General features: G+C 71.5%; 19 protein-coding genes. 4 read left to right on the top strand and 15 right to left on the bottom strand.

The annotated features are described in order from the left end of the window. Positions 1-3: 3 nt before the first annotated feature. The 8 genes from ACIPAE_RS32695 to ACIPAE_RS32730 form a co-directional block, all read right to left on the bottom strand. Positions 4-528, bottom strand: coding sequence for a TadE family protein (locus ACIPAE_RS32695; RefSeq protein ID WP_402450251.1), 525 nt, complete (start codon positions 526-528; stop codon positions 4-6). Positions 529-553: 25 nt separating this feature from the next. After that, the gene (locus ACIPAE_RS32700) at positions 554-805 is read right to left on the bottom strand and encodes a hypothetical protein (protein ID WP_329368297.1); all 252 of its coding nucleotides are present in this window, start codon (positions 803-805) and stop codon (positions 554-556) included. A gap of 58 nt (positions 806-863) precedes the next feature. Then, positions 864-1,781 (bottom strand): type II secretion system F family protein, encoded by a 918-nt coding sequence (locus tag ACIPAE_RS32705; RefSeq protein WP_329368295.1) that lies wholly within the window; start codon positions 1,779-1,781, stop codon positions 864-866. Then, the gene (locus ACIPAE_RS32710) at positions 1,778-2,812 is read right to left on the bottom strand and encodes a type II secretion system F family protein (protein ID WP_402450253.1); all 1,035 of its coding nucleotides are present in this window, start codon (positions 2,810-2,812) and stop codon (positions 1,778-1,780) included. Before ACIPAE_RS32710 ends, ACIPAE_RS32705 begins: the two co-directional genes overlap by 4 nt. Further along, positions 2,812-4,122, bottom strand: a complete 1,311-nt coding sequence (locus ACIPAE_RS32715; RefSeq protein WP_329368291.1) for an ATPase, T2SS/T4P/T4SS family — start codon at positions 4,120-4,122, stop codon at positions 2,812-2,814. Before ACIPAE_RS32715 ends, ACIPAE_RS32710 begins: the two co-directional genes overlap by 1 nt. After that, positions 4,119-4,919: a hypothetical protein gene (locus ACIPAE_RS32720; RefSeq protein ID WP_402450255.1), complete on the bottom strand. Its 801-nt coding sequence runs from the start codon at positions 4,917-4,919 to the stop codon at positions 4,119-4,121. Before ACIPAE_RS32720 ends, ACIPAE_RS32715 begins: the two co-directional genes overlap by 4 nt. Before the next feature lie 27 nt (positions 4,920-4,946). Continuing rightward, on the bottom strand, positions 4,947-5,699 hold the full coding sequence (locus ACIPAE_RS32725; protein WP_366409856.1) for a hypothetical protein: 753 nt from the start codon (positions 5,697-5,699) through the stop codon (positions 4,947-4,949). A 355-nt stretch (positions 5,700-6,054) separates the two neighbouring features. Then, the gene (locus tag ACIPAE_RS32730; protein ID WP_328465100.1) at positions 6,055-6,378 is read right to left on the bottom strand and encodes a hypothetical protein; all 324 of its coding nucleotides are present in this window, start codon (positions 6,376-6,378) and stop codon (positions 6,055-6,057) included. A gap of 208 nt (positions 6,379-6,586) precedes the next feature. On the opposite strand from ACIPAE_RS32730, the gene ACIPAE_RS32735 reads away from it, so the two are divergent. After that, the gene (locus ACIPAE_RS32735) at positions 6,587-7,252 is read left to right on the top strand and encodes a hypothetical protein (RefSeq protein WP_402450258.1); all 666 of its coding nucleotides are present in this window, start codon (positions 6,587-6,589) and stop codon (positions 7,250-7,252) included. Between the two features lie 67 nt (positions 7,253-7,319). Here the strand turns inward: ACIPAE_RS32735 and ACIPAE_RS32740 are convergent, their stop codons facing one another. Further along, complete coding sequence (locus ACIPAE_RS32740; RefSeq protein ID WP_366409854.1) at positions 7,320-9,401, bottom strand: hypothetical protein; 2,082 nt, start codon at positions 9,399-9,401, stop codon at positions 7,320-7,322. 313 nt (positions 9,402-9,714) lie between these two features. On the opposite strand from ACIPAE_RS32740, the gene ACIPAE_RS32745 reads away from it, so the two are divergent. After that, positions 9,715-14,280, top strand: a complete 4,566-nt coding sequence (locus ACIPAE_RS32745; protein WP_402450259.1) for an FtsK/SpoIIIE domain-containing protein — start codon at positions 9,715-9,717, stop codon at positions 14,278-14,280. 264 nt (positions 14,281-14,544) lie between these two features. Here the strand turns inward: ACIPAE_RS32745 and ACIPAE_RS32750 are convergent, their stop codons facing one another. From ACIPAE_RS32750 to ACIPAE_RS32765, 4 genes are all read right to left on the bottom strand, one after another. Next, positions 14,545-14,814 (bottom strand): WXG100 family type VII secretion target, encoded by a 270-nt coding sequence (locus ACIPAE_RS32750; RefSeq protein WP_328465108.1) that lies wholly within the window; start codon positions 14,812-14,814, stop codon positions 14,545-14,547. 208 nt (positions 14,815-15,022) lie between these two features. Beyond that, positions 15,023-15,625, bottom strand: a complete 603-nt coding sequence (locus ACIPAE_RS32755) for a hypothetical protein (protein WP_329368278.1) — start codon at positions 15,623-15,625, stop codon at positions 15,023-15,025. Between the two features lie 368 nt (positions 15,626-15,993). Further along, a complete protein-coding gene (locus tag ACIPAE_RS32760; protein WP_402450263.1) occupies positions 15,994-16,992 on the bottom strand; it encodes an alpha/beta fold hydrolase in 999 nt (332 codons plus the stop codon). 418 nt (positions 16,993-17,410) lie between these two features. Beyond that, the gene (locus ACIPAE_RS32765; RefSeq protein WP_329368274.1) at positions 17,411-18,103 is read right to left on the bottom strand and encodes a metal-dependent transcriptional regulator; all 693 of its coding nucleotides are present in this window, start codon (positions 18,101-18,103) and stop codon (positions 17,411-17,413) included. Positions 18,104-18,244: 141 nt separating this feature from the next. Here ACIPAE_RS32765 and ACIPAE_RS32770 point away from each other — a divergent pair, with 141 nt between their 5' ends. After that, entirely contained in the window at positions 18,245-19,006 is a 762-nt protein-coding gene (locus ACIPAE_RS32770) for an SIS domain-containing protein (protein WP_366409850.1), read from the top strand. 94 nt (positions 19,007-19,100) lie between these two features. Here the strand turns inward: ACIPAE_RS32770 and ACIPAE_RS32775 are convergent, their stop codons facing one another. Further along, positions 19,101-20,495, bottom strand: coding sequence for a PAS domain-containing protein (locus tag ACIPAE_RS32775; RefSeq protein WP_402450267.1), 1,395 nt, complete (start codon positions 20,493-20,495; stop codon positions 19,101-19,103). Positions 20,496-20,837: 342 nt separating this feature from the next. Beyond that, positions 20,838-21,476, bottom strand: coding sequence for a pyridoxamine 5'-phosphate oxidase (pdxH, locus tag ACIPAE_RS32780; RefSeq protein WP_402450416.1), 639 nt, complete (start codon positions 21,474-21,476; stop codon positions 20,838-20,840). 223 nt (positions 21,477-21,699) lie between these two features. Between pdxH and ACIPAE_RS32785 the strand changes: the two genes are divergently transcribed. Further along, entirely contained in the window at positions 21,700-22,800 is a 1,101-nt protein-coding gene (locus tag ACIPAE_RS32785; RefSeq protein WP_329368269.1) for a citrate synthase 2, read from the top strand. The last annotated feature ends 35 nt before the right edge of the window (positions 22,801-22,835 follow it).

Consider the following 22,835-nt stretch of genomic DNA (forward strand, 5'->3'; position numbering starts at 1 on the left):
CCCTCATCCCCCGTTGTCCGGCACGAACCGCTCGACCGGACCCGACGACGTCTCGTTCACCTTGAAGGAGAAGCCCGCCAGCGGGAAGACCGTGGGCACCTTCGCCGTCACCTGGACGCGGACGGTGTTGGCGTCGTTCGCGTCCCTGCTCGGGACGACGTGCGGGTCGATCAGGAGCTCGGGCCCGAGTTGCCGGATGTAGTCGCTCGCGGTCTGGCTCGCGTCCCCGGACCAGTCCTGGCCGGTCGACGCCTCGTCCCTCGCCTTGCGGGCGCCGGCTCGCGCCGCCGCCTGCGCGACATGGTCGGCGAAGTAGTACATCCCGAACTGCACGGTCGCGAAGATCATGAAGAACAGCACCGGGGTGAGGAAGACGAACTCGATCGCGGTCATGCCGCGGTCGCCGCCGGGGCGTGCCGGAGCACGTCCCGGCGCCGCGGGCGCGCGGCTGCCCACGCCGCTGTCGCCGTGCGCCGCGTCGAGCCGGCGGCGTACGGCGCGGCGCAGAGTACGGGTCGTCCGTCCCATGGCTGCTCTCCCCCTGACAGGCCGGTCAGCAGCCGTTCTTGCTGCCGTCCGCGCCGGCGATGCAGTTGCTGACGCCGGTCGCCTTGCTGTTCAGGGCGTTCTTGATGATGAACCCGACCGCCGCGACGATGGCCACCACGATCGCGGAGATCACCACCCACTCGACGGCGGAGGCGCCGCGGGACATGTCCTCCTCGGTGCGGACCCGGTCGATCCGCCCACGCAGGTAGACGTAGAGGAAACTCAGTTTCGGGTCGAAGGATGTCAGTCGGTCCATGCGGTTCATGGCTCGGTCCTCTCGGTGGACGGTCGTCGTCGGAGCTGCACGATGGTGATCAGACCTGGAAGACCCGCATCGCGGCGGGGTAGATCAGGAAGACCAGGAAGCCGGCGGCGAGCAGCATCTGCGCGACCAGCATGGACTGGGACTGCTCGCCGGCCTGGCCCTCGATCTCGGACAGTTCCCGGTGGCGCATCGTCTCCGCGCGCGAGGCCAGCGACTCGCGGATCTTCGCGCCGTCGTCCGCGACCAGCGCGAGCGTGACGCCGAGGTCCTGCAACTCCTCGATGCCCAGTTCGTCGCCGAGCCGGCCGAGGGCGACCCACTGGCTGGTGCCGGTGATCCGCGCGTCGGCAAGGCAGTTGCGGATGCGCATCAGCGCCCAGCCGTCACTGATCTCCGCGGCCGCCATCAGCGCCTCGGGCAGACCGCGGCCGCCGGCCAGGTTCATCGACACCAGGTCGAGATAGGCGCCGATCACCCGCCGCAGGTCCTTGCGCTTGGCCGCGGCGTCCCGCCGCACCTCGAGGTCGGGCAGCAGGAAGAACACCCCGGCGAAGAGCAGCGCCAGCCAGACGGGGATGATCGGGCTGACGCCGAAGCCCACTTCCGCGCCCACCGCGAAGAGCGCCGGGCCGAAGACCACACCGGCCGCGGCCAGCGCCGTCTTGGTGGCGAGGAACGTCTCCCAACTGCGGTCGAGCACCGCGAGGTCGGAACGCAGCGAGCGCAGCTCCCAGCCCTGCTGCAGGTAGAAGGCGGCGACCCGCCGACCGAGTTGGGCGCGCCAGCCCTCGGCCTTGACGGAGTTGGCGGTGGTGTCGGCGGTGGTGGCGCCGGTGGCGCGCAGCGCGTCGATCTGCGCGATGGTGGACACCGCGCTGCGCCGGCTCGGCATCAGCGCCCGGATCAGTGCGAAGACGCCCAGGCCGAAGACGGCGCCGACCAGGCACGCGAAGACGATGGTGTTCATCGGTTGCCTGCCCCCTGTCCCGGCACGGCCGGACGGCCCTGCGCTCCGTAGCCCGGGACGCCCTGTGCCGCGCCGGGCGCCTGCTGCGCCGTGCCGCCGTACGGTCCGCCCTGCCGGCCGGCCGGGAACTGTCCGGCCGCGAAGGGCTGTTGCCCGGTCCGCTCGGGTCCGTGCACGAGGAAGCGGTCCGGCGTCTCGATCTTCGACAACTTGCGCAGCCACCAGAACCCGGCCGCGAACAGCAGGCACACGATGGCGAGCACGAGTTGGCCCACCGCGCTGCTGTACGGCTGGACGAAGCCGCGGTTGAAGATGGCCAGTCCCAGCACGAACACCACGGAGACCACGACCACGATCTGCACGCTGCGCCGGGTGCTGGCCCGCTGCGCCATCACGCGCTGCCGCATGTCCACTTCCTCGCGGGCGGACTTGGCCAGGGCGCCGAGCACGTCCCGCAGACCGGGGCCGCGCAGCCGGGCGTTGAGGATGAGGGCGGCGATGATGATGTCGGCCGAGGCGTCGTCGATCTCGTCGGCGAGCATCTGGAGCGCGTCCGGCAGCGGCCAGCGGGCCCGCAACCGGTCGACGAGGGCGTCGAGATGGACCCGCAGCGCGGGCGCGGCGGCCCGGGCGGAGGCCGGTATGGCCTGCTCCAGGCCGACGGCGCCGGCGATGGTGTCGCGCAGCGACTCGGTCCAACCGGCCAGCGCCTCGACCCGCTTCATCGCCGCGCGTTCGTCGGAGGCTCCGCCGAAGAGCCGGTCCCAGGCGAAGACGAGCAGTGCGGTGGCCGCGCCGAGCACCAGCCACCGGGTCAGGGCGAGCACCGCGAGGCCGACCACGATGGCGATCGAACCGCGCTGGGTGAGGAACCGGCCGATCTCCGAGGCGCGTTCGGCGCCGGACTGCCCGGGGGCCACCGGCTTGGGCGCCCAGCCGCGCATCGCGACGATGAACAGCGCGATGCCGCCGCCGCCCACCGCCCCGGCCAGCAGACCGTAGAGCGTGGTCATCGAGAAGAAGCCGGACATTACCGCCACACCCCCGTGGGCTGGTAGCCGTTGGCGAGCAACTCGTCGAGGCAGGAGATGGGCGCGTGGGGCAGGGCCACCGCCGCGTCCGGGTGCTCGGCGAAGATCTCGCTGGAAAGGACGCGGCCGTCCACGCCGTTCACCTCGCGGATGGAGGTGACGACGCGGCGCAGGGTGCCGCCGCGCTGGAAGTCGTTGCGGCGCTGGATGAAGACCACGAAGTCGATGGCGCCGGCCACCAGCATCTGCGACGCTTCCACCGGCAGCCGCTCCTGTGCCTGCAGCGCGTAGGTGGAGATGCGGTTGAAGACCTCGGCGGAGCCGTTGGCGTGGATCGTCGACAGCGAGCCGTCGTTGCCCTGCGACATGGCGTTGAGCATGGTGACGATCTCGTCGCCGAGCACCTCGCCGACGATGACGCGGGAGGGGTTCATACGCAGCGAGCGGCGGACGAGTTCGGCCATGGAGATGGCGCCCAGGCCCTCGGAGTTGGGCAGCCGCTCCTCGAACGCCACGACGTTGGGGTGGAGTTCGGGGAACTGGTCGAGGCCGAGTTCCAGGGCGCGCTCGACGGTGATGAGGCGCTCGTGCGCCGGGATCACGTTGGCCATCGCACGCAGCAGCGTGGTCTTCCCGGCGTTGGTGGCCCCGGCGATCATCAGGTTCTTGCGGGCGAGCACCGCCGAGGACAGGAACGACCCGACCTCGGGGGTGATCGTGTGGTTGCCGACCAGGTCGGCGAGGAAGACCTTGCCCAGGCGGGCGCGCCGGATGGACAGCGCGGGGCGGCGGGTGACGTCCATGACCGCCGAGAGCCGGGAGCCGTCGGGCAGCCGCAGGTCGAGTTGCGGGTTGGCGGTGTCGAACGGGCGCGAGGACAGGCCGGAGTAGGCGCCGAGCACCTGGATCAGCTCGATCAGTTCCTCGTCGGTCTCGGCGACCGGTTCGGCCTGCAGTTCACGGCCGTCGGAGTAGCCGACGAAGACCTGGTCGCAGCCGTTGATGTCGATGTTCTCGACCTCGGGGTCGTCCAGCAGCGGCTGGAGCCGGCCGACGCCGAACAGCGCGGCGTGCACCGCGGCGGCGTACGCCTCCTCGCCGTGGGCGTCCGGCGGGGTGCGGCCGACGGCGATCTCGGCGCGCGCGTAGTCCTCGAGTATCTGGGCGATGATCGCGCGGGCGAAGTGCCGTTCGTCCTCCGGCGACATCGCGGTGCGGGCCGCGACCTGGTCCAGCCGCCGCTGCTCGGCGATGCGGTCGCCCGCCTCCTGCCGGAAGCGTTTGACGAGCGAGTGGTCCACCTCGCTCATCGCAGGACCCCGTACCGCTGCGGTACGTCGGCGGTGACCTGGCGGGCGGAGCGGATCAGCAGGGACTTGTCGAGGCGGCCGCGGCGCCGGCCGCTGAGCATCTCGGCGCCGGCCGCGTCGTCGGCGAGGGTGCCGACCACCCGGGCGGAGATCTGCGAGGCCACCAGCATCTCGTTGACCTGGGCGGCGAGCCGGGCGCTGCGCCCGGTGTCGGCGATCAGCAGCACGCCGATCGGCGGGTAGCCGAGCGCGGCGGCACCGCGCTGCGAGCCGTGCAGCTTCGCGGACAGCGCGCCGGCCCGGTCCCTGACCCGGGCCAGGTTCTCCGGCTCGGTACGGGCGACCAGCAGCACCAGGGCGGCGTGCGGGAGCAGTTCGAGGCTCGGCGAGTCGGGACCGATCCGGCCGCAGTCGGCGATCACGTCGGCGGCGCCGTTGGGTGACTCGGCGAGCGTGGCGAACGCCTGCCCGAGCATCGGCCACAACCCGGCGAGCCCCGCGGCCTGTTCGGCTGCGGCAAGGCCCACCAGCACGTCAAGGCCGCCGACCAGCGGCTGGGCATGGTCCCACAACTGTTCGGCGGCCAGGCCGTGCCGGGCGGTCGCGGCCAGCGACAGCAGGCCGGAGTTGGGGTTGAGCACCCCGCCGTGGGCGCCCGTCGAGCGGTAGACGAGGTCACCGCCGGCCGGGTCGGCCTCGGCGAGCAGGACGCGGCGCGGCCATACGGCGGCGAGCGCCACCGCGGTCGTGGTGACGCCGGGGGAGCCCTTGTCCGCTGCGATTGCGATCAGTGCCATCTCGTCTGCCTCGTCCGCGCCGCTCGATCAGTGCTTGCTGGGGACGAGCACGAGGGAGACGTTGCCCGCCGCGGAGGCGACCGCCAGCGGGCCGGCGTCGGCGACGTCCGCGACGACCGTGACGCTCGCGGAGCCGTCGCCGAAGTTACCGCCGCTGGTGGCGTCGAAGTGTTTGATGACCAGGTTGTCGCTGATGAGGTTGCTGGCGCCGCCGGTGCCATTGGCACCACTCGTCGACGTCCCCGAGTCGCTGGAGGACTTGGCGTCGTTGCCGACCAGGTACGCCGCCACGGTGAGGCCGTTGGCCAGGCCGTTGGGGTACTGGCCTGCCTTCAGTGACATACCCACCAGGGTCTTGCCGGGCGCGAGCACGTCGGAGTTCTGGGTGATCATCGAGCGGACCAGGACGGACCCCTTGGTCAGGTTGGTGGCCGCGCGCCACTGCGAGATCACCTGTTCACGCTGGTCCCACCGGATGTAGTCGACGGCGGTGCCGTCGGCGACCATCACTTCCTGCATCGCCTTGGCCGGGATCTTGTCGCCGACCGCGACGTCGGACATGACCTCGATGACAGACACCTTGTTGCCCGCGCGCAGCACCATCACGGTGGCGCCGAGCGCGCCCACCAGGATCAGCAGCACGGCGAGCGCGGCCAGCGCGGGCTTGCGTTCGCGCGGCGCGACCGGCAACCGCCCGGCGCCCGGTCCGTTCAAGTGCGGTGCGGGAACGGACTGGCGGCCACTGCCGCCGCCCGCGGCGGAACGTTCCCTGGTCTTCACTTCACTGCCCCCGAGCCGGCGCATCGCATCAGCTTTTTCGGCCCCGTGCGGCGAGTCCGTCGCTCTCCTGTCCGGCGACGACCCCACAGGCCGATGTCAAGTCACCGCACGCTATCAGCGCCAAACAAACGCCCTCAAGGCGTGGCCGGTGACAACCCGCACACATCATTGCAACAGAACGAAACGACGCCCGCCCGGACCGGTCAACCACTCCGATCCCGCCATGAACCCCCGCACGTACGGCAATTGCCCGGAAATCCGGGCCACCGCACCGATACGGCGATACTTCGATACCGCGATCACGCTGGATTGCGGGGCGGTACGGGCCCAGGCCCGCGCGGCGCCCTCCGCTCCGCTAGTACGGCATGTGGTACATCTTGGCCTCGCCCGGGGTGACCTTCTCCGGGAGCTTGCCGATCTCCGCGTCGATCACCGGCACGAGTTTGCCGAGCAGCGTCTGGATGGTGCCGTGGCGGCCCTTCACATCGGCGCCCCAGGAGTCCGCTGTCTTGCCGACCCACACCTTGCCGCCGCCCATGTCCGAAACCGTCGTCTTCAACGGCTCCTTGAGCGCGCCGAGATCCTGCATCAGTCTGCGCTTGAGAGCCTGCAGATCCTCGATCGCCGGATTCGGCACTGTCGCCTGTGGCGCGAGGTTGCTGGTGCTGCTGTCACCCATCGAGTTGTCCCCCGTAGCCGAACACGATCACAACGAGAATATCCGCGCTTGCACGAAGCGCCGACTGCACGGGAACGGGAGCAGGCGCCGGAGCTGAAAGCTCCGGGCCGGATGTCCCGGCTTCCGCTTTCGGCCCGCTGTCCCCGTGTGCGCGCGGCGCACCTGCCCCTATGGTATCTGCTAGCCCCCGCAGGAGGACGAGGACCACGTGACGAACAACGCCGCCGACAACGACAACGCCATCGCGCTCACCCCGATCTCCGTGCCCGACCCCACCGACCGCGACCGCGCCAAACGCCGCAGGAAGGTCATCGCGCTCGTGGGAGCGGTGGTCGTGGTGGCCGGCGGCATCAGCTGGTGGGCCGTGGCCGCGAACAGCGGTGACTCCAAGCCGACCAAGCACACCGCGGCGATCCCGAAGGCGTTCGGGGCGTACACGGAGGCGAAGGACGGGACCGGGTGGGCCGGGCTCACACCCCACAACACGGACATCACCAAGGGCGACGTCGACCTCATCTACCTGGGGTCGGGCGGCCGCGCCGCACTGGTCGACGTGTCTCTCGACCCGCCGGACTACAAGAGCGACCAGACCGACCACGGACCCGGTTCCGCATCGATGACCGCGGAACTCCTGGGGACCGACGGGAAAGAGAAGATCACCAGCTCTCCGGCCGGCAAGCAAGGCGGCACGATCCAGTGCGCCGACATCTCCGCGGCGGGGCGCACCATCTCGCGGTGTGCCTGGCAGAGCAAGGCCGCCACGGTCACGCTCTCGCCCGGTCTGGACCAGCACACGATCGTGGACCACGACGCCGCCGACGTCCTGCGTTCCTTCCTCGACGCCCTGAAGATCGAGCCGAAGGCCCAGGACTGACCGCGGTCCGGTCCGGTCCGGCTGGCGGCCACCCGCGTCCGGGTAGCCGCCCGGCGAACCGCTTTCCTCACTCCGCCAGGTGCTGGAGCTGCTGCCCCTGCGTGAAGCCGCGTGAGTCCACGTGGTTGACGATCGCGGGGTCCATGAGCCAGCTGTTGTAGGCGGTGCGCTGGCGGGGGCTCATCTTGTCGATGTCCATGACGGTGCCGTCGGACGTGATGAAGTTGTCGGCCGGCGCCTTGATGTAGTCCTTGGGGTTGCCGGTGTACGTCTTCGGCTCGCCGTTCCTGGGGTGGATCGTGACCGGCGCCGTCACGTCGGACGAGAAACCGCCGCCGCTGAGCTGCGAGTTGGCCTCGCTCTGGTACTCGTGCTGCCAACTCACGTCGAGCTCGGAGTCGTTGATCTGCTTGTACTTGGCGGCGAGGCCGGGGGCGTCCTCCGGGGACACCGACACCTTGCTGGCGATGTAGTCCGTGAGCAGGTCGGTCGCGGTCCCACCCAGCTCGGTGGCCTTCTCCGTGCCGAGTTCGGTGATCGCGGCCGTACCACCGGTGGCTGCCCCCACCGCCAGGTCCTTCGCGGTCGAGATCAGCGCGGTTCGCGCACTGTTGACGCTCTCCGCCCAGTCGTCGGCGTCCGTCTCGATCGAGCCCTTGGCGTACTCGAAGGCAGTGCTGTACGCCTTCATCATCATCCCGCGCTGCATGGCCCGGTAGTCCTGCGCGTGCTCCGTGGTGTCCTTCTTCGCGCTGCCGACCTCGTTGGTGATCTGGGTGCGGAAGGAGTCGAAGAGCGCGCTCTCCTGGCCGGCGACGGTCGGGTTCCGTGCCGACTCGTTGAGCAGCGCCTGCCACAGCGGAGCGCCCACCTCCAGGCCGGGGCGGTTCGGGTCCTGGCCGGCCAGGAACGCCTTCTGGTCCCACTGCGACATCTTCTCGGTGAAGCCGCCCGAGGTGGCGTCGGCGCCCCACAGCGTGTTGCCGGTCGGCGACGTGATCCCGTAGACCATGTCGCTCCAGTTGGCCGTGATCAGCTTGCCGTAGTAGACGTCGATCGGGTCGTAGGGGTGGATCTTGCTCGAATCACCGCTCTGATGGCGGTAGTTGTCCATCATGATGCGGCCGGTGAGCTTCTCGGCGAGCGGCCGGTTGGTCGTCTTCAGGTCGATCGTGCCGGCCGACATCATGTCCGCGAACGCCTTCGCCCGGGCAGGCGGCTGGCCGAGGTCCCAGGGGCCGTGCGGGTAGATGATGGTCTGCATGGTGTCGTAGTTGTGGTCCATCCACTCACCCGACGCCTCGGGGTTCTTGCTGATCGCGTTGAAGAGCTGGGTGTAGTGGTCGTCACCGAAGACGCCCTTCTCCATGCCCGAGCTGTTCATGAACTCGCTGCCGTTCTTCGAACTGTCCTTGTCGAAGACGCGGTTGCCCAGCGCGACCAGGTAGTCCTTGTCCTGCGAGCCGCCCGGCAGCAGCCCGGTGAGGTAGTCGGCGCGGAAGACGCCCCGGGGGTCCTTGAACTTGTCGAACCACTTGTCCCAGCTCGCCTGCTTCTGGGCGGCGGTCTGCCCCTCGTAGGCGACCTTGGTGAAGGTGCCGAAGGTCTTGGCGATGACGTCACGGTCGTGCTTGGCCTGGTCCGGGTGGTCGCCGTACCGGCTGTACATGTTGTCGTCGGCCATGTCGTTGGTCAGAACCATCAGGTTCTGCGGACCCAACTCGTTGTAGAACGACTTGAGATAGTCCGGGTCGTCCCCGTGGGCGCTCAGATCCGAGAAGAGGTCCTCGGACGGGTCGTCGCCGTTCTTGATCGCGTCCTTGTACTTGTCCGCGAGTGCCTTGCCGTCCTTCTGCGACTGGGCCGTGGTGTTCACCATGCTGTCGTCGATGGTGACCATGCCCTTGTGCCCCGGATACGGCTTCTCGGTGGCGATCGCCAGGTGGTAGCGACGGGTGAGCATCGGCATCTGATCGTCCAACCAGCCGCATATGCCGACCAGTTGGGAGAGAGACGAGGTATCCAGCCCCTTTTCGGCGAACTGCGACTTGTACGACGTCGCAGTGGTCCGCAACTGGTCCTTGTCGCCCTTGAACGAACTCGTCATCTTCTGCAGGCCGTCCGGATCTATCCCGGAAAACTCACCCATCCGCTTCTCCTCCCGTTGTCCGTTTGTGCCTTTTGCCGAGCTTCCGCTTCGTGAGGACGTCGTCTTCCCCGCGACAAGGCGCACCCGGCCGGCCCCGTGTTGTAGACGAGGATCGCATAGCCGCGAGAAACGGTTCCGCCCTCAACGGCGGTTCCGGTGGCGGACGCCGGAGCCGTCGGCCCCGCCGGGCCCGTGACGGGACTTACCGGCGGTTTCCGCGGGCCTATAGCCTCGTGGGAACACCGGGATGGTTAATGGACACAGGCACAGTGGATGCGGGGCCCGGTGCGGGCCCACGGGGAGGGACACAGCCATGCGCGTGACCGTGACGGTCGTACAGCAGGGCGTCGACGCGCAGGACGTACTGGTGACCGCCGACGACTCCGCGAGCGCGGAGGACGTGGCGCTGGCGCTGGGGCGGGCGGTCGGCGCGGTGGCGCAGGAGCCGGCCGGGCAGGTCGGGGGCGTGGTCGTGCAGTTCCCCGGGCAGCACCAGGGCGGCACCCGGGCGGGCGGACAACCGGGCGGAATACCGGGCGGCCAATCGGCCCGGCAACCGCTCGGCCAGCCGGGCGGATCGAGGGCGTGGCCCGCCCAACCGGTCATCACCGCTCCGGTGTTGTGGGCCGACGGCGTGCCCTGCGACCCGCAGGCGCAGGCGTCGACGGTGCTGCGCGACGGCATGCGGGTCACCGTCGACGACTCGATCGGGCCGTTCATGCGCACCGGCGAGCCGTCCGGGCGCTACGAACTGCGGGTGTGCGCGGGGCCGGGCGCCGGCCGGGTGGCCCGGCTCGGTGTCGGCACCGCGACCATCGGCTCCGCGGTGGGCTGCACCGTCACCGTGCAGGACCCGGCGATGGCGCCGACCGCCGCGCGCGTCTCGGTGGCCATGGACGGCACCGTGACGCTGATCGGCGCGCCGGGTTCCGGCCTCACGCTGGAGAACGAACCGGTGGAGTCGGAGCGGCAGTGGCCGCTGCGCGCGCAGGTGAAGGCGGGTGAGTCGGTGCTCGTGCTGGACGAGCCGAGCACGCCGGACGCGCACCTGTCCCCGATGGGCGAGGGCGGCCTCGCCTACAACCGGCCGCCCCGGCTGAACGCGCTGTCGCCGCGGCCGCGGCTGTACGTCCCGCAGAAGGGCGAGAAGAACGACCGCGCCCGGTTCCAGGTGCTCACCCTGGTCGTCCCGCTGCTCTTCGGCGTGATGATGTACTTCATGGTCCACCAGGTCTACATGCTGCTTTTCTGCGTGATGAGCCCGGTGATGATGGTCGGCCAGTGGGTCAGCGAGAACCGCCAGGGCAAGCGCAAGAACCAGGACGCCGCGAAGAGCTTCAAGGCCGCGATGGCCGAGCACGAACAGGACCTGGAGGCCGCCCGGCTCTTCGACCAGCGGGAGCGGCGCTCCAACTACCCTGACGCCGCCGAGATCCTGCTCTTCGCGACCGGCCCGCGCCGCCGGCTGTGGGAGCGGCGGCTGACCGACCCGGACGCGATGCGGCTGCGGATCGGCGTCGCCGACCTGCCCGCCGACATCGAGTTGCAGCCCAAGGGCAACATGCCCGAGGGCGCGCCGCCGCTGGAAGTCCCGCTGGTCTACGACGTGCCGCTGCCGCTGCCGTTCCCGGAGATCGGCGTGATCGGTGTCGCGGGCGAACGGGCCAGGGCACTGGCCACCACCCGCTGGCTGGTCTCGCAGGCCGCAGTGCTGCACAGCCCGCGCGACCTGTCGATCGTGGTGCTCTCCTCCGCCCCTGACGCCGAGCAGTCGTGGAGCTGGGCGCACTGGCTGCCGCATCTGGCTCCCCAACAGGGCCAGGACTGCGTCTCGTTGATCGGCACCGACCAGGAGGCGGCCGGCCGCCGGATCAACGAGCTCCTCCAGGAACTGGCCCGGCGCAAGGCGGACTCCGCCGCCAACCAGAGCGGCCGGCTGCGCCCGGACCCGTACGTCCTGGTGGTGCTGGACGGTGCGCGGCTGCTGCGCCGGATGCCCGGCCTGCCGCAACTCCTCCAGGAGGGGCCGCAGTTCGGGATGTTCGCGCTGTGCGTCGACGAGGACGAGCGGCTGCTGCCCGAGGAGGTGCGGCTCGCGGTGTGCTGGTCGCAGCACGCGGCCAGCCGGCTGCACCTGCGCGGCGCGGGTCTGGAACGGCTCGGCGAGGTCCTCGCCGACCAGGTCGGTCCCGACTGGTGCGAGTTGGTGGCCCGCTCGTTGGCGCCGGTGCGCGACGTCAGCCGCGACGACGCGGACAGCGCGCTGCCCACGTCCGCACGGCTGCTGGACCTGCTGGGCATGCCCGACCCGGTGGGCGAGCAGGTCGCCGGGATCTGGCAGCGCGGCGGCTCGACGACCGCTGCACCGATCGGCGTCGGCGCGGACGGCACCTTCGTCCTGGACATCCGCAAGGACGGCCCGCACGCGCTGGTCGCGGGGACCACCGGCGCGGGCAAGTCCGAACTGCTGCAGACGATCATCGCCTCGCTCGCGGTGGCCAACCGCCCCGACGCGCTCAACTTCGTCCTGATCGACTACAAGGGCGGCAGCGCCTTCCAGGACTGTGCGCGGCTGCCGCACACCGTCGGCATGGTCAGCGACCTGGACGCGCACCTGACCGAGCGCGCACTCGCCTCGCTCGCCGCGGAGTTGCACCACCGCGAGACGATCCTGTTCAACGCGGGCACCAAGGACATCGAGGACTACAACGACGCGCGGCGGATGCGGCCGGAGTTGGAGCCGATGCCCCGACTCGTGCTGATCATCGACGAGTTCGCCTCCCTGGTGGCCGAACTTCCGGACTTCATCGCCGGTCTGGTCGACATCGCCCGCCGCGGCCGTTCGCTGGGTGTGCACCTGGTGCTGGCGACGCAGCGGCCCGCCGGTGTGGTCAGCGCCGACATCCGCGCCAACACCAACCTGAGGATCGCGCTTCGGGTCACCGACGCCGACGAGTCGCGGGACGTCATCGACGCGCCCGACTCGGGGGCGATCGCCAAATCCACGCCGGGCCGTGCCTATGTCCGCTCCGGCGCCCAGTCGCTGGTCGGCGTGCAGTCCGCGCGTATCGGTGGCCGCCGCCCGGCGGTCGGCCAGGAGCGCACCAAGGCCGAGGTGGCGCCGCTGGGTTGGAGGTCGCTGGGCCGGCCGATACCGCGCGGCGCGCAGGGCGACGGCGACGACGGCACCATGGTGACCGACCTCGCGGTGCTGGTGGACGCGATCAGGGAAGCCTCCGACCTGCTCGGCTTCCCGGCGCCGCGCAAGCCGTGGCTGGACCCGCTGCCCGAGCACATCGTCGCCGAGGACCTGCCGGCGGACGCCGGCGCGACCCCGACCGGCGACGTCTCGCCCATCGGCTACGGTCTGACCGACCTGCCCGCGCAGCAGGCCCGCGCCCGGCTCTCGGTCGACCTGGTGCACGGCGAGCACGTCCTGATCGCCGGTGGCCCGCGCTCGGGCCGCTCCACCGCGCTGCGGACGATCGCCGGCTCGCTCGCCCGCGACACCGCGCCCAGCGACGTGCACCTCTACGCCATCGACTGCGGCGCCAACGCGCTGCTGCCACTGGTCGCGCTGCCGCACTGCGGCGCGGTCGTCACCCGCGACCAGCCGGAGCGGCTGTCGCGACTGCTGGACCGGCTCTCCGGCGAGGTGTCCCGGCGGCAGCAACTCCTCGCCGTCAAGGGCGCGTCCAGTGCCGCCGAGCAGCGGGCGATGGCCGCCACCCCGGAGGAGCGGCTGCCGTGGATGGTGCTGCTGCTCGACAACTGGGAGGGCTACACCTCGACGTTCGAGTCGTACAACTACGGCAAGTTGATCGAGGGGGCCATGCGGCTGTTCCGGGAAGGCGGTTCGGCCGGGCTGAAGGTCGTCATGACGTCGGACCGGTCCGGTTTCCTCGGAGCGATCTCGTCGGTCTTCGCGGACAAGCTGATCCTGCGGATGGCCGACCCGAACGACTACGTCAACGGCGGCCTGGGCCCGCGTGACGTGCCGAAGAACATGCCGTCCGGACGGGCGCTGCGCCCCACCGACCACGGCGTCCAGGAGAACCAGGTGGCGCTGCTGGCCGCGGACCCGGCCGGCCAGGCGCAGGTGGAGGTGCTGCAGCGGATCGGACGGCAGTCCACCGAGCGGATCGGGCGGGTGGGGCGGCTGCCCAAGCCGCAGCGGCCGATGCGGGTGGACGCGCTGCCGCCGCGGGTCACGCTGACCGACGCGATGGCGCTCGACCCGGACTTCACGCCGTCGTCACCGCTGTGGGCGCTGATGGGCGTGGGCGGAGACGAGTTGGCACCGGTCGGGATCGATCTGCAGGACGCCGGGCCCGGGTTCGTGATCGCCGGGCCGCCGAAGTCGGGCCGCTCGACGGCGCTGATCACGGCGGCACGGTCGCTGCTCGCCGCCGGTACGCCGGTGGTGCTGGTCACCCCGCGCCGTTCCCCGCTGCGCGACCTGGCCGGTCAACCCGGCGTGCTGGGACTGCTGATGGGCACCGACGCGAGCGCGGAGGACCTGACGGAGCTGACCGGCAAGGCGGGCGGCGAGAAGTTCGTGGTCCTCGTGGACGACAGCGAACTCCTCTACGACACCACGCTGGAGACGGCGCTGGAGGAGGTCGTCAAGAGCGGCATGGACGGCGACCACGCGCTGATCGCGGCCGGGTCGGCGGACTCGATGGGCTCGCAGTACCGCGGTTTCGTGGTGGAGGCGCGGAAGTCGCGCAACGGCATGCTGCTGTCGCCGCAGGGCGGTTCCGAGGGCGACCTGTTCAACGTGCGGCTGCCGCGGGACGTGGGCGGCGGCCCGCTCGGCCGCGGTCTGCTGATCCGCGGGGGCACGGTGATGCAGGTGCAGGCGGCGGAGCCGGTGTAGTCGGGGTTCGCTTGACGGGGCCTGCGTGCAACTGGCCTGCGGGGCCGCGCCGTTCAAGGGCGCGGCCCCGCTGACGTCTCCGGCCGGCTGACCGGCTGACCGGACGGCTGGGGCAGGCGCGGGCACGGCGGGCAGGCGCCCGGGCGGGTGGAAGGGCCGGGCGGGTGGAAGGGCGGGGCATGCGGAAGGGCCGGGCGGTCGGAGCGATGCTCCGAAGCCCGGCCCTTGCGGTACCGCGCGGCCTCGAACGTGACCGGACCAGCGTCAGCTGGTGGCGTGCTCGATGTTGGTCGCGTTGGTCTTGGCGGAGTTCTGGGCCTCGTGCAGCGTCGACACGAACTTCTCGAAGGTCGGCTTCAGCTGCTCCCACTCGCTGCGGAACTGGTTGGCGCGCGGGCCCTTCCAGTAGTCCGCACTGCTGCTGGTCGCAGAGTGAAGGTGGTTGATCAGCGTCGCGAGGTTACCGGCCTCGGTTCCGAACTTTCCCGCCAGTGCAGTCAGTTGGGCGATATCGGCGCCCTGCATACCCGCCATGTGCGTCCCTCCCCGTTAGTAGGAAAACGTGGCGGACACCTCATCCGCCATACGGGACGCTAGCAAACGGGGGCCGTGAATGCAGCCCCCGTCCCAGACGCCCCGCCCGTTTGTTGCCGAACGTGGACATCCCCACGGGAACGTCACCCACGGGACGCGGTCCGCCCACTGTTCGGTGCGCGCCGCCGTTCCGCGCGAGCCGCGTTATTCAGCTGCTGGGCAAGCCGGTTCGGGTGAACGTGTCGGTGGGTCCGTCGGTCCACTGCACGGTGAGCGTCTTGCCGTCCGCGGCCATCACGCCGTGTCCGGAGGTCCGTTCCTTGTCACCGTCCATGCAGGTCATGGTCAGGTGGACGCCGTCCCGGTCGGTGAAACTGCCGCCGCACAGGTGGTCGCTGGTCAAGGCGGCCTTCCCCTTGCCGAGCACGAGTTGCACCTTCACCCCGTCGACAGTGGCGAGCCAGACACCCTCGACGGTCTGTGTGGAGTCCGTGGACGCCCCACCGGTGTCGCCGCCCTCCGCGGTGTCGGTGGCCGAACCGGTCGCGCTCGGCGTGACGGTGCTCGCGGCGGAGACCGACGGCGCCGGCGGCAGCGTGGCCGTCCGGCTCGCGCTCGGTTCCTTCCTGGCGTCGGTGCCGCGACCGCTGCCCCCGCACCCGGTCAGCAGGAGTGCGGCAGCGACCACCGCGGCGGCGGTCGCCGTACCCGCGTATCCGGCCGCCGTGGCGCGGCCGCGCAGGCCCGCGGCACCGGGCCCGCTCTGCCCGTCCCGGCGGCTTCGACTTCGACTGCGACTTCGACGGCTCAAACGACTCCGACAGCGCATCCGCACTCCCCCATGTCGCGATGTGGAACCCAGCGGACACGCAAGCTACCAGCAGCCGAACGACTACGCGCAGTCCGAACCCCCGTCCCGCCCGCACCTCACCCCGACAGCCACGCACGGCTCCACATTCGCCACACACAGGCACCACAACCACCCGCTCCCGCCTCACAGCAGCCTTACCGCCGCGACACAGCTACGGGCCGACGCCGTACGGGTGATGACGGCGTGGGCACCCGTCTCGCTCGGGCCTGTCCCGGTCGTCGGTACGCGGCCCGGCGAGCGCGCGGCCACGTCGGTCCGCGTCCCGGCCGGCGCGCGTCTCCGCCCCCGGCTGGGCGCTCCCGACCGGGTCATGCCGAGCCCGCGGCCTCCCGTTCGGCGAGGGCCTCACCGACGAAACGCTCCAACGTCTCGACCCAGACCTCGGGTTGGTCCCACGGGGCGAGATGACCGGCGTCGGCTATCTCGGCGTAGCGCCCGCGCGGCAGGACACGGACCATCTCCTGCGCCTCGGCGCGGCCCAACTCACCGGCCGGCCCGCGGACGACGAGCGCCGGGCAGTGCACCCGGGCCAACTCGTCCCAGTGGGCGTCACGTATCCAGGGGTCGCGGGAGCCGAGCAGATGCGCGGGTTCGTACATCGGGCGCCAGCCGTCCTCCCGTTCGCTCATCACCTCGGCGAAGAAGTCGCCGCGAACCGGATCGGGCGGATCGGCCCACGGGTCGGCGACGCCGAACCACTGGCGTACGTCGCCGAGCGTGGCGAAGGGCAGTGGCCAGGAGGCCAGCCACTCCGCCCACTCCCGCTGTCCCGCCTCCCCCAGGGCCGAGGCGCGCATGTCGCAGATGACGACGGCCGCCACGAGGTCGGGCCGCCGCGCCGCGCACTGCCAGGCGGTCAGCGCGCCCATCGAGTGGCCGACGAGGGTGACCGGACCGAGGTCGAGTTGCTCGATGGCGGCGATGGCGTCGCGCACGTACGCCTCAGGGGTGTAGGGGCCGTCGGGCTTGCCGCTGTGGCCGTGGCCGCGCTGGTCGAGGGCGAGCGCTCGATAGTGCGGGGCGAGCCGCCGGGCGGTGGCGGCCCAGTGCGAGGCGCGGCCGAGCAGGCCGTGCAGCAGCAGCATTCCGGGGCGGGGCTCGGCGGCCCCGTCCGCCGCCGGGCGCCCGGCGGCCAGAGCCACGCCGCTCGCCGCGCGCGCGTCGGCCCGTACGGCCCTGTCCCTACCCGCACCGGCCGGCGGGCCCGCACCCGCGGGTGCGCCCGGCCCGGCCGCGACCGGCCCGCCGTACTCCCACGCCGCGAGCCGCAGACCGCCCGCTCCCGTGACCTCATGCCGTGTGGCCATCCCGCACCCCCTTCCGCTCCTCGTCCGACACCGGCGGGTGCAGAGGGGCGCCCGCCGGCCGCTCGGTCACGGTTCTTCCGCGCCGCGCTGATCCCTTGCACCGGCAACGCTATCGAACTTCTATTCGAACATGGGGCTCACGCGCCCAACACCGCTCGTTCGAGTGACAGCGCTCAAGGATTGGCCGTGTGGGCCGAGGGGAGGACTTGAACGGGACGCGGCGTGCAGGGGAAGCGGGTCGCGGGGAGGTCTCGGGAAGCTCGGGGTCCCGGGTCCTTCGGGGATCGCAGGGGAGGGGCGAGGGGAGGGAAGAGCCCCGGTGCCGCACGCGGCACCGGGGCCTCGCCTTGTCCCGCGGCGCACCGGACGCACCACCCGGCGCACCGCACAGATGGCGCGTCCTGGTGTGTGACGCGCCCTACCGCTTGGCGACGAAGACGTACGAGGCGATCTCGGGGTCCAGCTCGGCGGCCTCGCCGCCGCTGCCGACCAGGACGCCGCCCGCCGAACCCGTCACGCTCACCACGGCGCCCGGCTGCACGCCGGCCCGCCGCAGCGTGTGCATGACCTGCGCGTCGGTCTGGATCGGCTCCCCGATCCTGCGGACCACCACGCTCGCGCCGGCGCTGCCGGGGTTGAGTTCGCTGAGGCTGACCATGCCCTCCTCAAGGAAGGGGTCCGCCTCCGTGGCCTCGCCCAGCTCCTCAAGGCCCGGGATCGGGTTGCCGTACGGCGACTCGGTGGGGTGCCGCAGGATCTCCAGCACCCGCCGCTCCACGGCCTCGCTCATCACGTGCTCCCAGCGGCACGCCTCGGCGTGCACCTGCTCCCACTCCAGGCCGATCACGTCGACCAGCAGGCATTCGGCGATGCGGTGCTTGCGCATCACCCGCGTCGCCGTGCGGCGCCCCTCGTCGGTGAGTTCCAGGTGCCGGTCCCCCGCGACGTGCAGCAGCCCGTCGCGTTCCATGCGTGCCACGGTCTGGGAGACCGTGGGCCCGCTCTGGTCGAGCCGCTCGGCGATCCGAGCGCGCATCGGAACCACACCTTCCTCCTCCAGCTCCAAAATGGTGCGGAGATACATCTCCGTCGTGTCGATCAGTCCGGACATGCGCGCCCCTCATTTACTCGTGCGTGGCCCCGCCACAATTCTGACTCATCCCACGGACATCGGACTCCGCGCCGACCGGACAGCTCCGCCGCACGCTGGTTTTCTTGACACCGGCCAGGGCCTGGCAGCACGGTGATCCGCATGACCGACCCCCGCCAGGAACCGGCCGAGCGCTATTTCGACGCCGCGATCGCACTACTTCGCCGGGCCCGCGACGAGGAGGGCGAATCCGTCCGGCAGGCCGCCGCCGCGGTCGCTGACGCGATCACCGCGGGCGGCCGGATCTTCGCCTTCGGGGCAGGCCACTCCTCGCTGCCCGCCCAGGACGTGGTGTACCGTGCGGGCGGCCTCGCCCTGGTCAACCTACTCTCCGTCCCCGGTGTCGTCGGCGTCGATGTGGTCCCCGCCACCCTGGGCAGCGCCCTGGAGCGCGTCGAGGGGCTGGCGGGTGCCGCCCTGGACACCAGTCCGGCCCGCGCGGGCGACGTGCTCTTCGTGATCTCGCTGTCCGGCCGCAACACCCTGCCGATCGAGATGGCGCAGAACGCCCGCGCCCTGGGCATGACCGTCATCGGTGTGACCTCGCTCGCATACGCCCGGGAGACCGGTTCCCGGCACTCGACCGGCACTTTCCTGAAGGACCACTGCGACATCGTGGTGGACTCCAAGATCCCGGTCGGCGACGCCGAACTGGCCGACGACCGGATTCCCGCGCCCTTCGCTCCGGCCTCCACCGTCGTCACCAGCGCCCTGATGCAGGCCGTGATGGCGACCGCCGCCACCGACCTCGCCGCCCGCGGCGCGGTCCCCCCGATGATCCGCTCGGGCAACGTGGACGGCGGCCACGAGTGGAACGGCCGCGTCTTCGAGGAGTACCGCGACCGGATCTTCTTCCGACGCTGAGGCCCGCCGGCGGCGCTGAGAGCCGCCGGCCCGGTGCGCGGGCCGCGCTGCCCGCCCGCCGGCGCCGGACCGAGGAGCCGGGCTCGCGGCGCGCTCAGCGCCCACCGGGCCCGTCCCGGTCCCCGTCCGCCGCGACGTCCGGCCGCTCCGCCGGGCCCGCCACCCCCGCCAGGTCCAGCGCCATCGCGACCCTGGCGGCGACGTCCTCGGCATATGCGGCGTCCGCCCGGTCGAACAGCCGGCGCCCGGCGCCCCGCAGAAACGTCAGCGCGCCGACCGTACGGCCCCTGCTGCGCAGCACCGTGGCCAGCCCGTGCACGGTGCCCGTCGGCCACTGCCTGGCCTCGGCCCACGCGTCGGTACGGTCCCGGGGCGCGGCCCGCTCGGCGTCGGGTGCCCCGAAGCTGGTGCGTACGGTGCCCAGCCGTTCGACGGCCTGGCAGGCGGGGTGGTCGCGCCGGTAGCCGACGGGGACGACATTGCCCTCGGCAGGGCGCCCGGGGCCCGGCTCCGCCTCCGGGGTGGCGATGATCCGCACCAGCCGTCCGGCACCGTCGGCCCGGTCCACCAGCGCGTGGTCGGCGAACCCGGCGAGCGCGAAGTCCAGGTGGAGCACCGCCGCCTCCAGGGCGCCCTCGCACTCCGCGGCGGCCCGGTCCGCGCGATGCAACTGCTGGTAGCGGAAGCGGACCCGGGCGCTCTCGTGCTCGGCGCTCTTCTGCTCGGTGATGTCGGCGAACAGCCACCCGACGCCCAAGGGCACCGGCTCCTCCCCCAGCGGCGACCCCAGCCGCACGAAGCCGCTGCGCCAGCAGTGCCGGGTGCCGGCACTGTCACCCCGCAGGCTCACCCACAGGTCGGTGGAGGCGGGCGGCGCGCCCTCCGCGAGCACGTGCTGGAGCGTGCTCTCCAGTTGCTCCGCGCCCTGGCCGAGCAGGTCGCCCAGCGGACGGCCGAGCACGCCCTCCCGGCCCGCCCGCAGCATCCGGACGGCGTGGGCGTTGACCTGGGCGGGCCGCAGGTCGGCGTCGACGAGCACCACGCCCCAGGAAGCGTCGTCGAAGAGCGACTCGCTCAGGGCGACGGAGCGTTCCAGGTCGATCTGGGCGTCGACCTCGGAGAAGGCGCAGTACACGCCGTTGGGCTGCCCGTCGGGCCCCAGGACGGCCGCCGACTGGGTGCGGACCAGGACGCGCCTGCCGTCCTTGGTGACCAGCGCGAACTCGTGCACCCGGCGTCCGTCCGCGCTCATGGCTGCCAGCAGCCGCTGCTCCGCCTGCCTGGCGTCCGGGGCTCGGGCCGCCCAGCCGTCGAATCCGCGCCTTCCTATGGCGTCCGCCGCGCTCCAGCCGAGAATGCGGGTGGCCTCGGCGTTCCAGTGGGTGACGACCCCCTTGCGGTCGAAGGCGCACAAGCCCGCCTCCATACCGTCGAGAAGCGCCGCGAGAAGCTGCTCGTCACCCTTGGATTGCGCATCGAAAGGCTGCACGTCACAACATTCAACCCTCGTGTGGGCCGCGTCACAGGCCGTTTGGATAAATGGCTTGTGCCTTCCCCCGTGAGGTTCTTACTGTTGCGGCACACACGAAGGGAGGTGGTCTGAAGCATGAGTTGCACTCGGACACGTGAGGTGACTGCGGGCTAGCTCCGCGCACTTGGGCGTGCGTGATGCTCGCCAATCCCACGCAGTTCACCCGACCCGCGGGCTCGTCGGACTTGTCCGGCCGGTGCCCGGAGCCATCCGGCTCCGGGGAGCAGCCCGCGGGTCGTTCCGTTTTTTCGCTCCCTGAGCGCCCTGGCGTCAGGGACCGGGCGCTGGGGTGCTGAGCGCCTAGGGTTCCAGGCGCTCCACGGACCACCCGCCGTCGGCGCCGGACACGTACCGCAGCCGGTCGTGCAGCCGGTTCTCCCGGCCCTGCCAGAACTCGACGGCGCGGGCGCGTACCCGGTATCCGCCCCAGTACGGCGGCACCGGTACCTCGCTGCCTTCCGGCCAGCGCCCGGCCAGCTCGGCGTACCTCTCCTCCAACGTGGCGCGGGAGGCGACGACGGAGGACTGCCGGCTGGCGTGGGCACCGATCTGCGAGCCGTGCGGACGGCTGTGGAAGTAAGCCTCGGTCTCCTGGGCGGTGGTCCTTACCGCGGTGCCGCTGACGATCACCTGGCGGGCAATGGGGTGCCAGGGGAAGAGCAGCGAGACGTACGGGTTGGCGGCCAGCTCACGGCCCTTGCGCGAGCCGTGGTTGCTGAAGAAGACGAATCCACCCTCGTCGTAGCCCTTGAGCAGCACCGTGCGGGAGCTGGGCACCCCGTCCGGTCCGGCCGTCGAGACGACCATGGCGTTGGGCTCCGCGAGTTCCCCGCGTGCCGCGGCCCGCACGGCGTCGGCGAACCACCGGGCGAACTGCCGGTAGGGATCGGCGGCCAGCTCGGCCTCGGTGAGCCCTGCCGCGCGGTACTGCTTGCGCATGGCCGCGGGGTCGTCGTCACCCGGACGCGGAGCGGTCTGGTCATCTTGCCGGAGAGGTTCGTGCACGCGCACATCTTGCAGGACCGCGGCGCGGGCGGTCCCATGGTGACCCCGTGTGCCGGATGTCACCAGCCGCGGAACCCCGCTCGGCGGGGTGACCTGACCGGCTACGGGGCATGACGGGGAGACAAGCACAGAGCCGTGATCGTGAAGGAGCCGCCCCATGTCCGACTTCGTACCGGGACTCGAAGGAGTCGTCGCGTTCGAGACGGAGATCGCAGAACCGGACAAGGAAGGCGGCTCGCTGCGCTACCGCGGGGTCGACATCGAGGAACTGGTCGGCCACGTCTCGTTCGGGAACGTGTGGGGCCTGCTGGTCGACGGCCGCTTCAACCCCGGCCTGCCGCCCGCCGAGCCGTTCCCGATCCCGGTGCACTCCGGGGACATCCGGGTCGACGTGCAGTCCGCGCTGGCCATGCTGGCGCCCGTGTGGGGCCTCAAACCCCTGCTCGACATCGACGCGGAGGCGGCCAGGGACAACCTCGCCCGCGCGGCGGTGATGGCGCTGTCGTACGTCGCCCAGTCCGCCCGCGGCCAGGGGCTGCCGATGGTGCCGCAGCGGGAGATCGACAAGGCGCAGTCGATCACCGAGCGTTTCATGATCCGCTGGCGCGGCGAGCCGGACCCCAAGCACGTCGCGGCGGTGGACGCGTACTGGACGTCGGCGGCCGAGCACGGCATGAACGCCTCGACGTTCACCGCCCGGGTGATCGCCTCGACCGGCGCCGACGTGGCCGCCGCGCTGTCCGGCGCGGTGGGCGCCATGTCCGGGCCGCTGCACGGCGGGGCGCCGTCCCGCGTGCTCGGCATGATCGAGGAGATCGAGCGCACCGGCGACGCGGAGGGCTACGTGAAGGCCGCGCTGGACCGGGGCGAGCGGCTGATGGGCTTCGGCCACCGCGTCTACCGCGCGGAGGACCCGCGGGCCCGGGTGCTTCGGCGCACCGCCCGTGAGTTGGGCGCGCCGCGCTACGAAGTCGCCGAAGCCCTCGAGAAGGCGGCACTCGCCGAGCTGCACGCCAGGCGGCCGGACCGGGTGCTGGCCACGAACGTCGAGTTCTGGGCCGCGATCATGCTGGACTTCGCGGAGGTGCCCGCGCACATGTTCACCTCGATGTTCACCTGCGCCCGCACGGCCGGTTGGTCGGCCCACATCCTGGAGCAGAAGCGCACCGGCCGGCTGGTGCGGCCCTCGGCCCGCTACATCGGGCCCGGCACCCGCAGCGTCAAGGACGTCGAGGGCTTCCCCGACGTGGCTCACTGACCCGCCGGGGGCGGGCGGGACCGGCAAGTTCGGCC

Origin of the sequence: Streptomyces sp. NPDC087270, assembly GCF_044744625.1 — a bacterium.
Classification (GTDB): Bacteria; Actinomycetota; Actinomycetes; order Streptomycetales; family Streptomycetaceae; genus Actinacidiphila.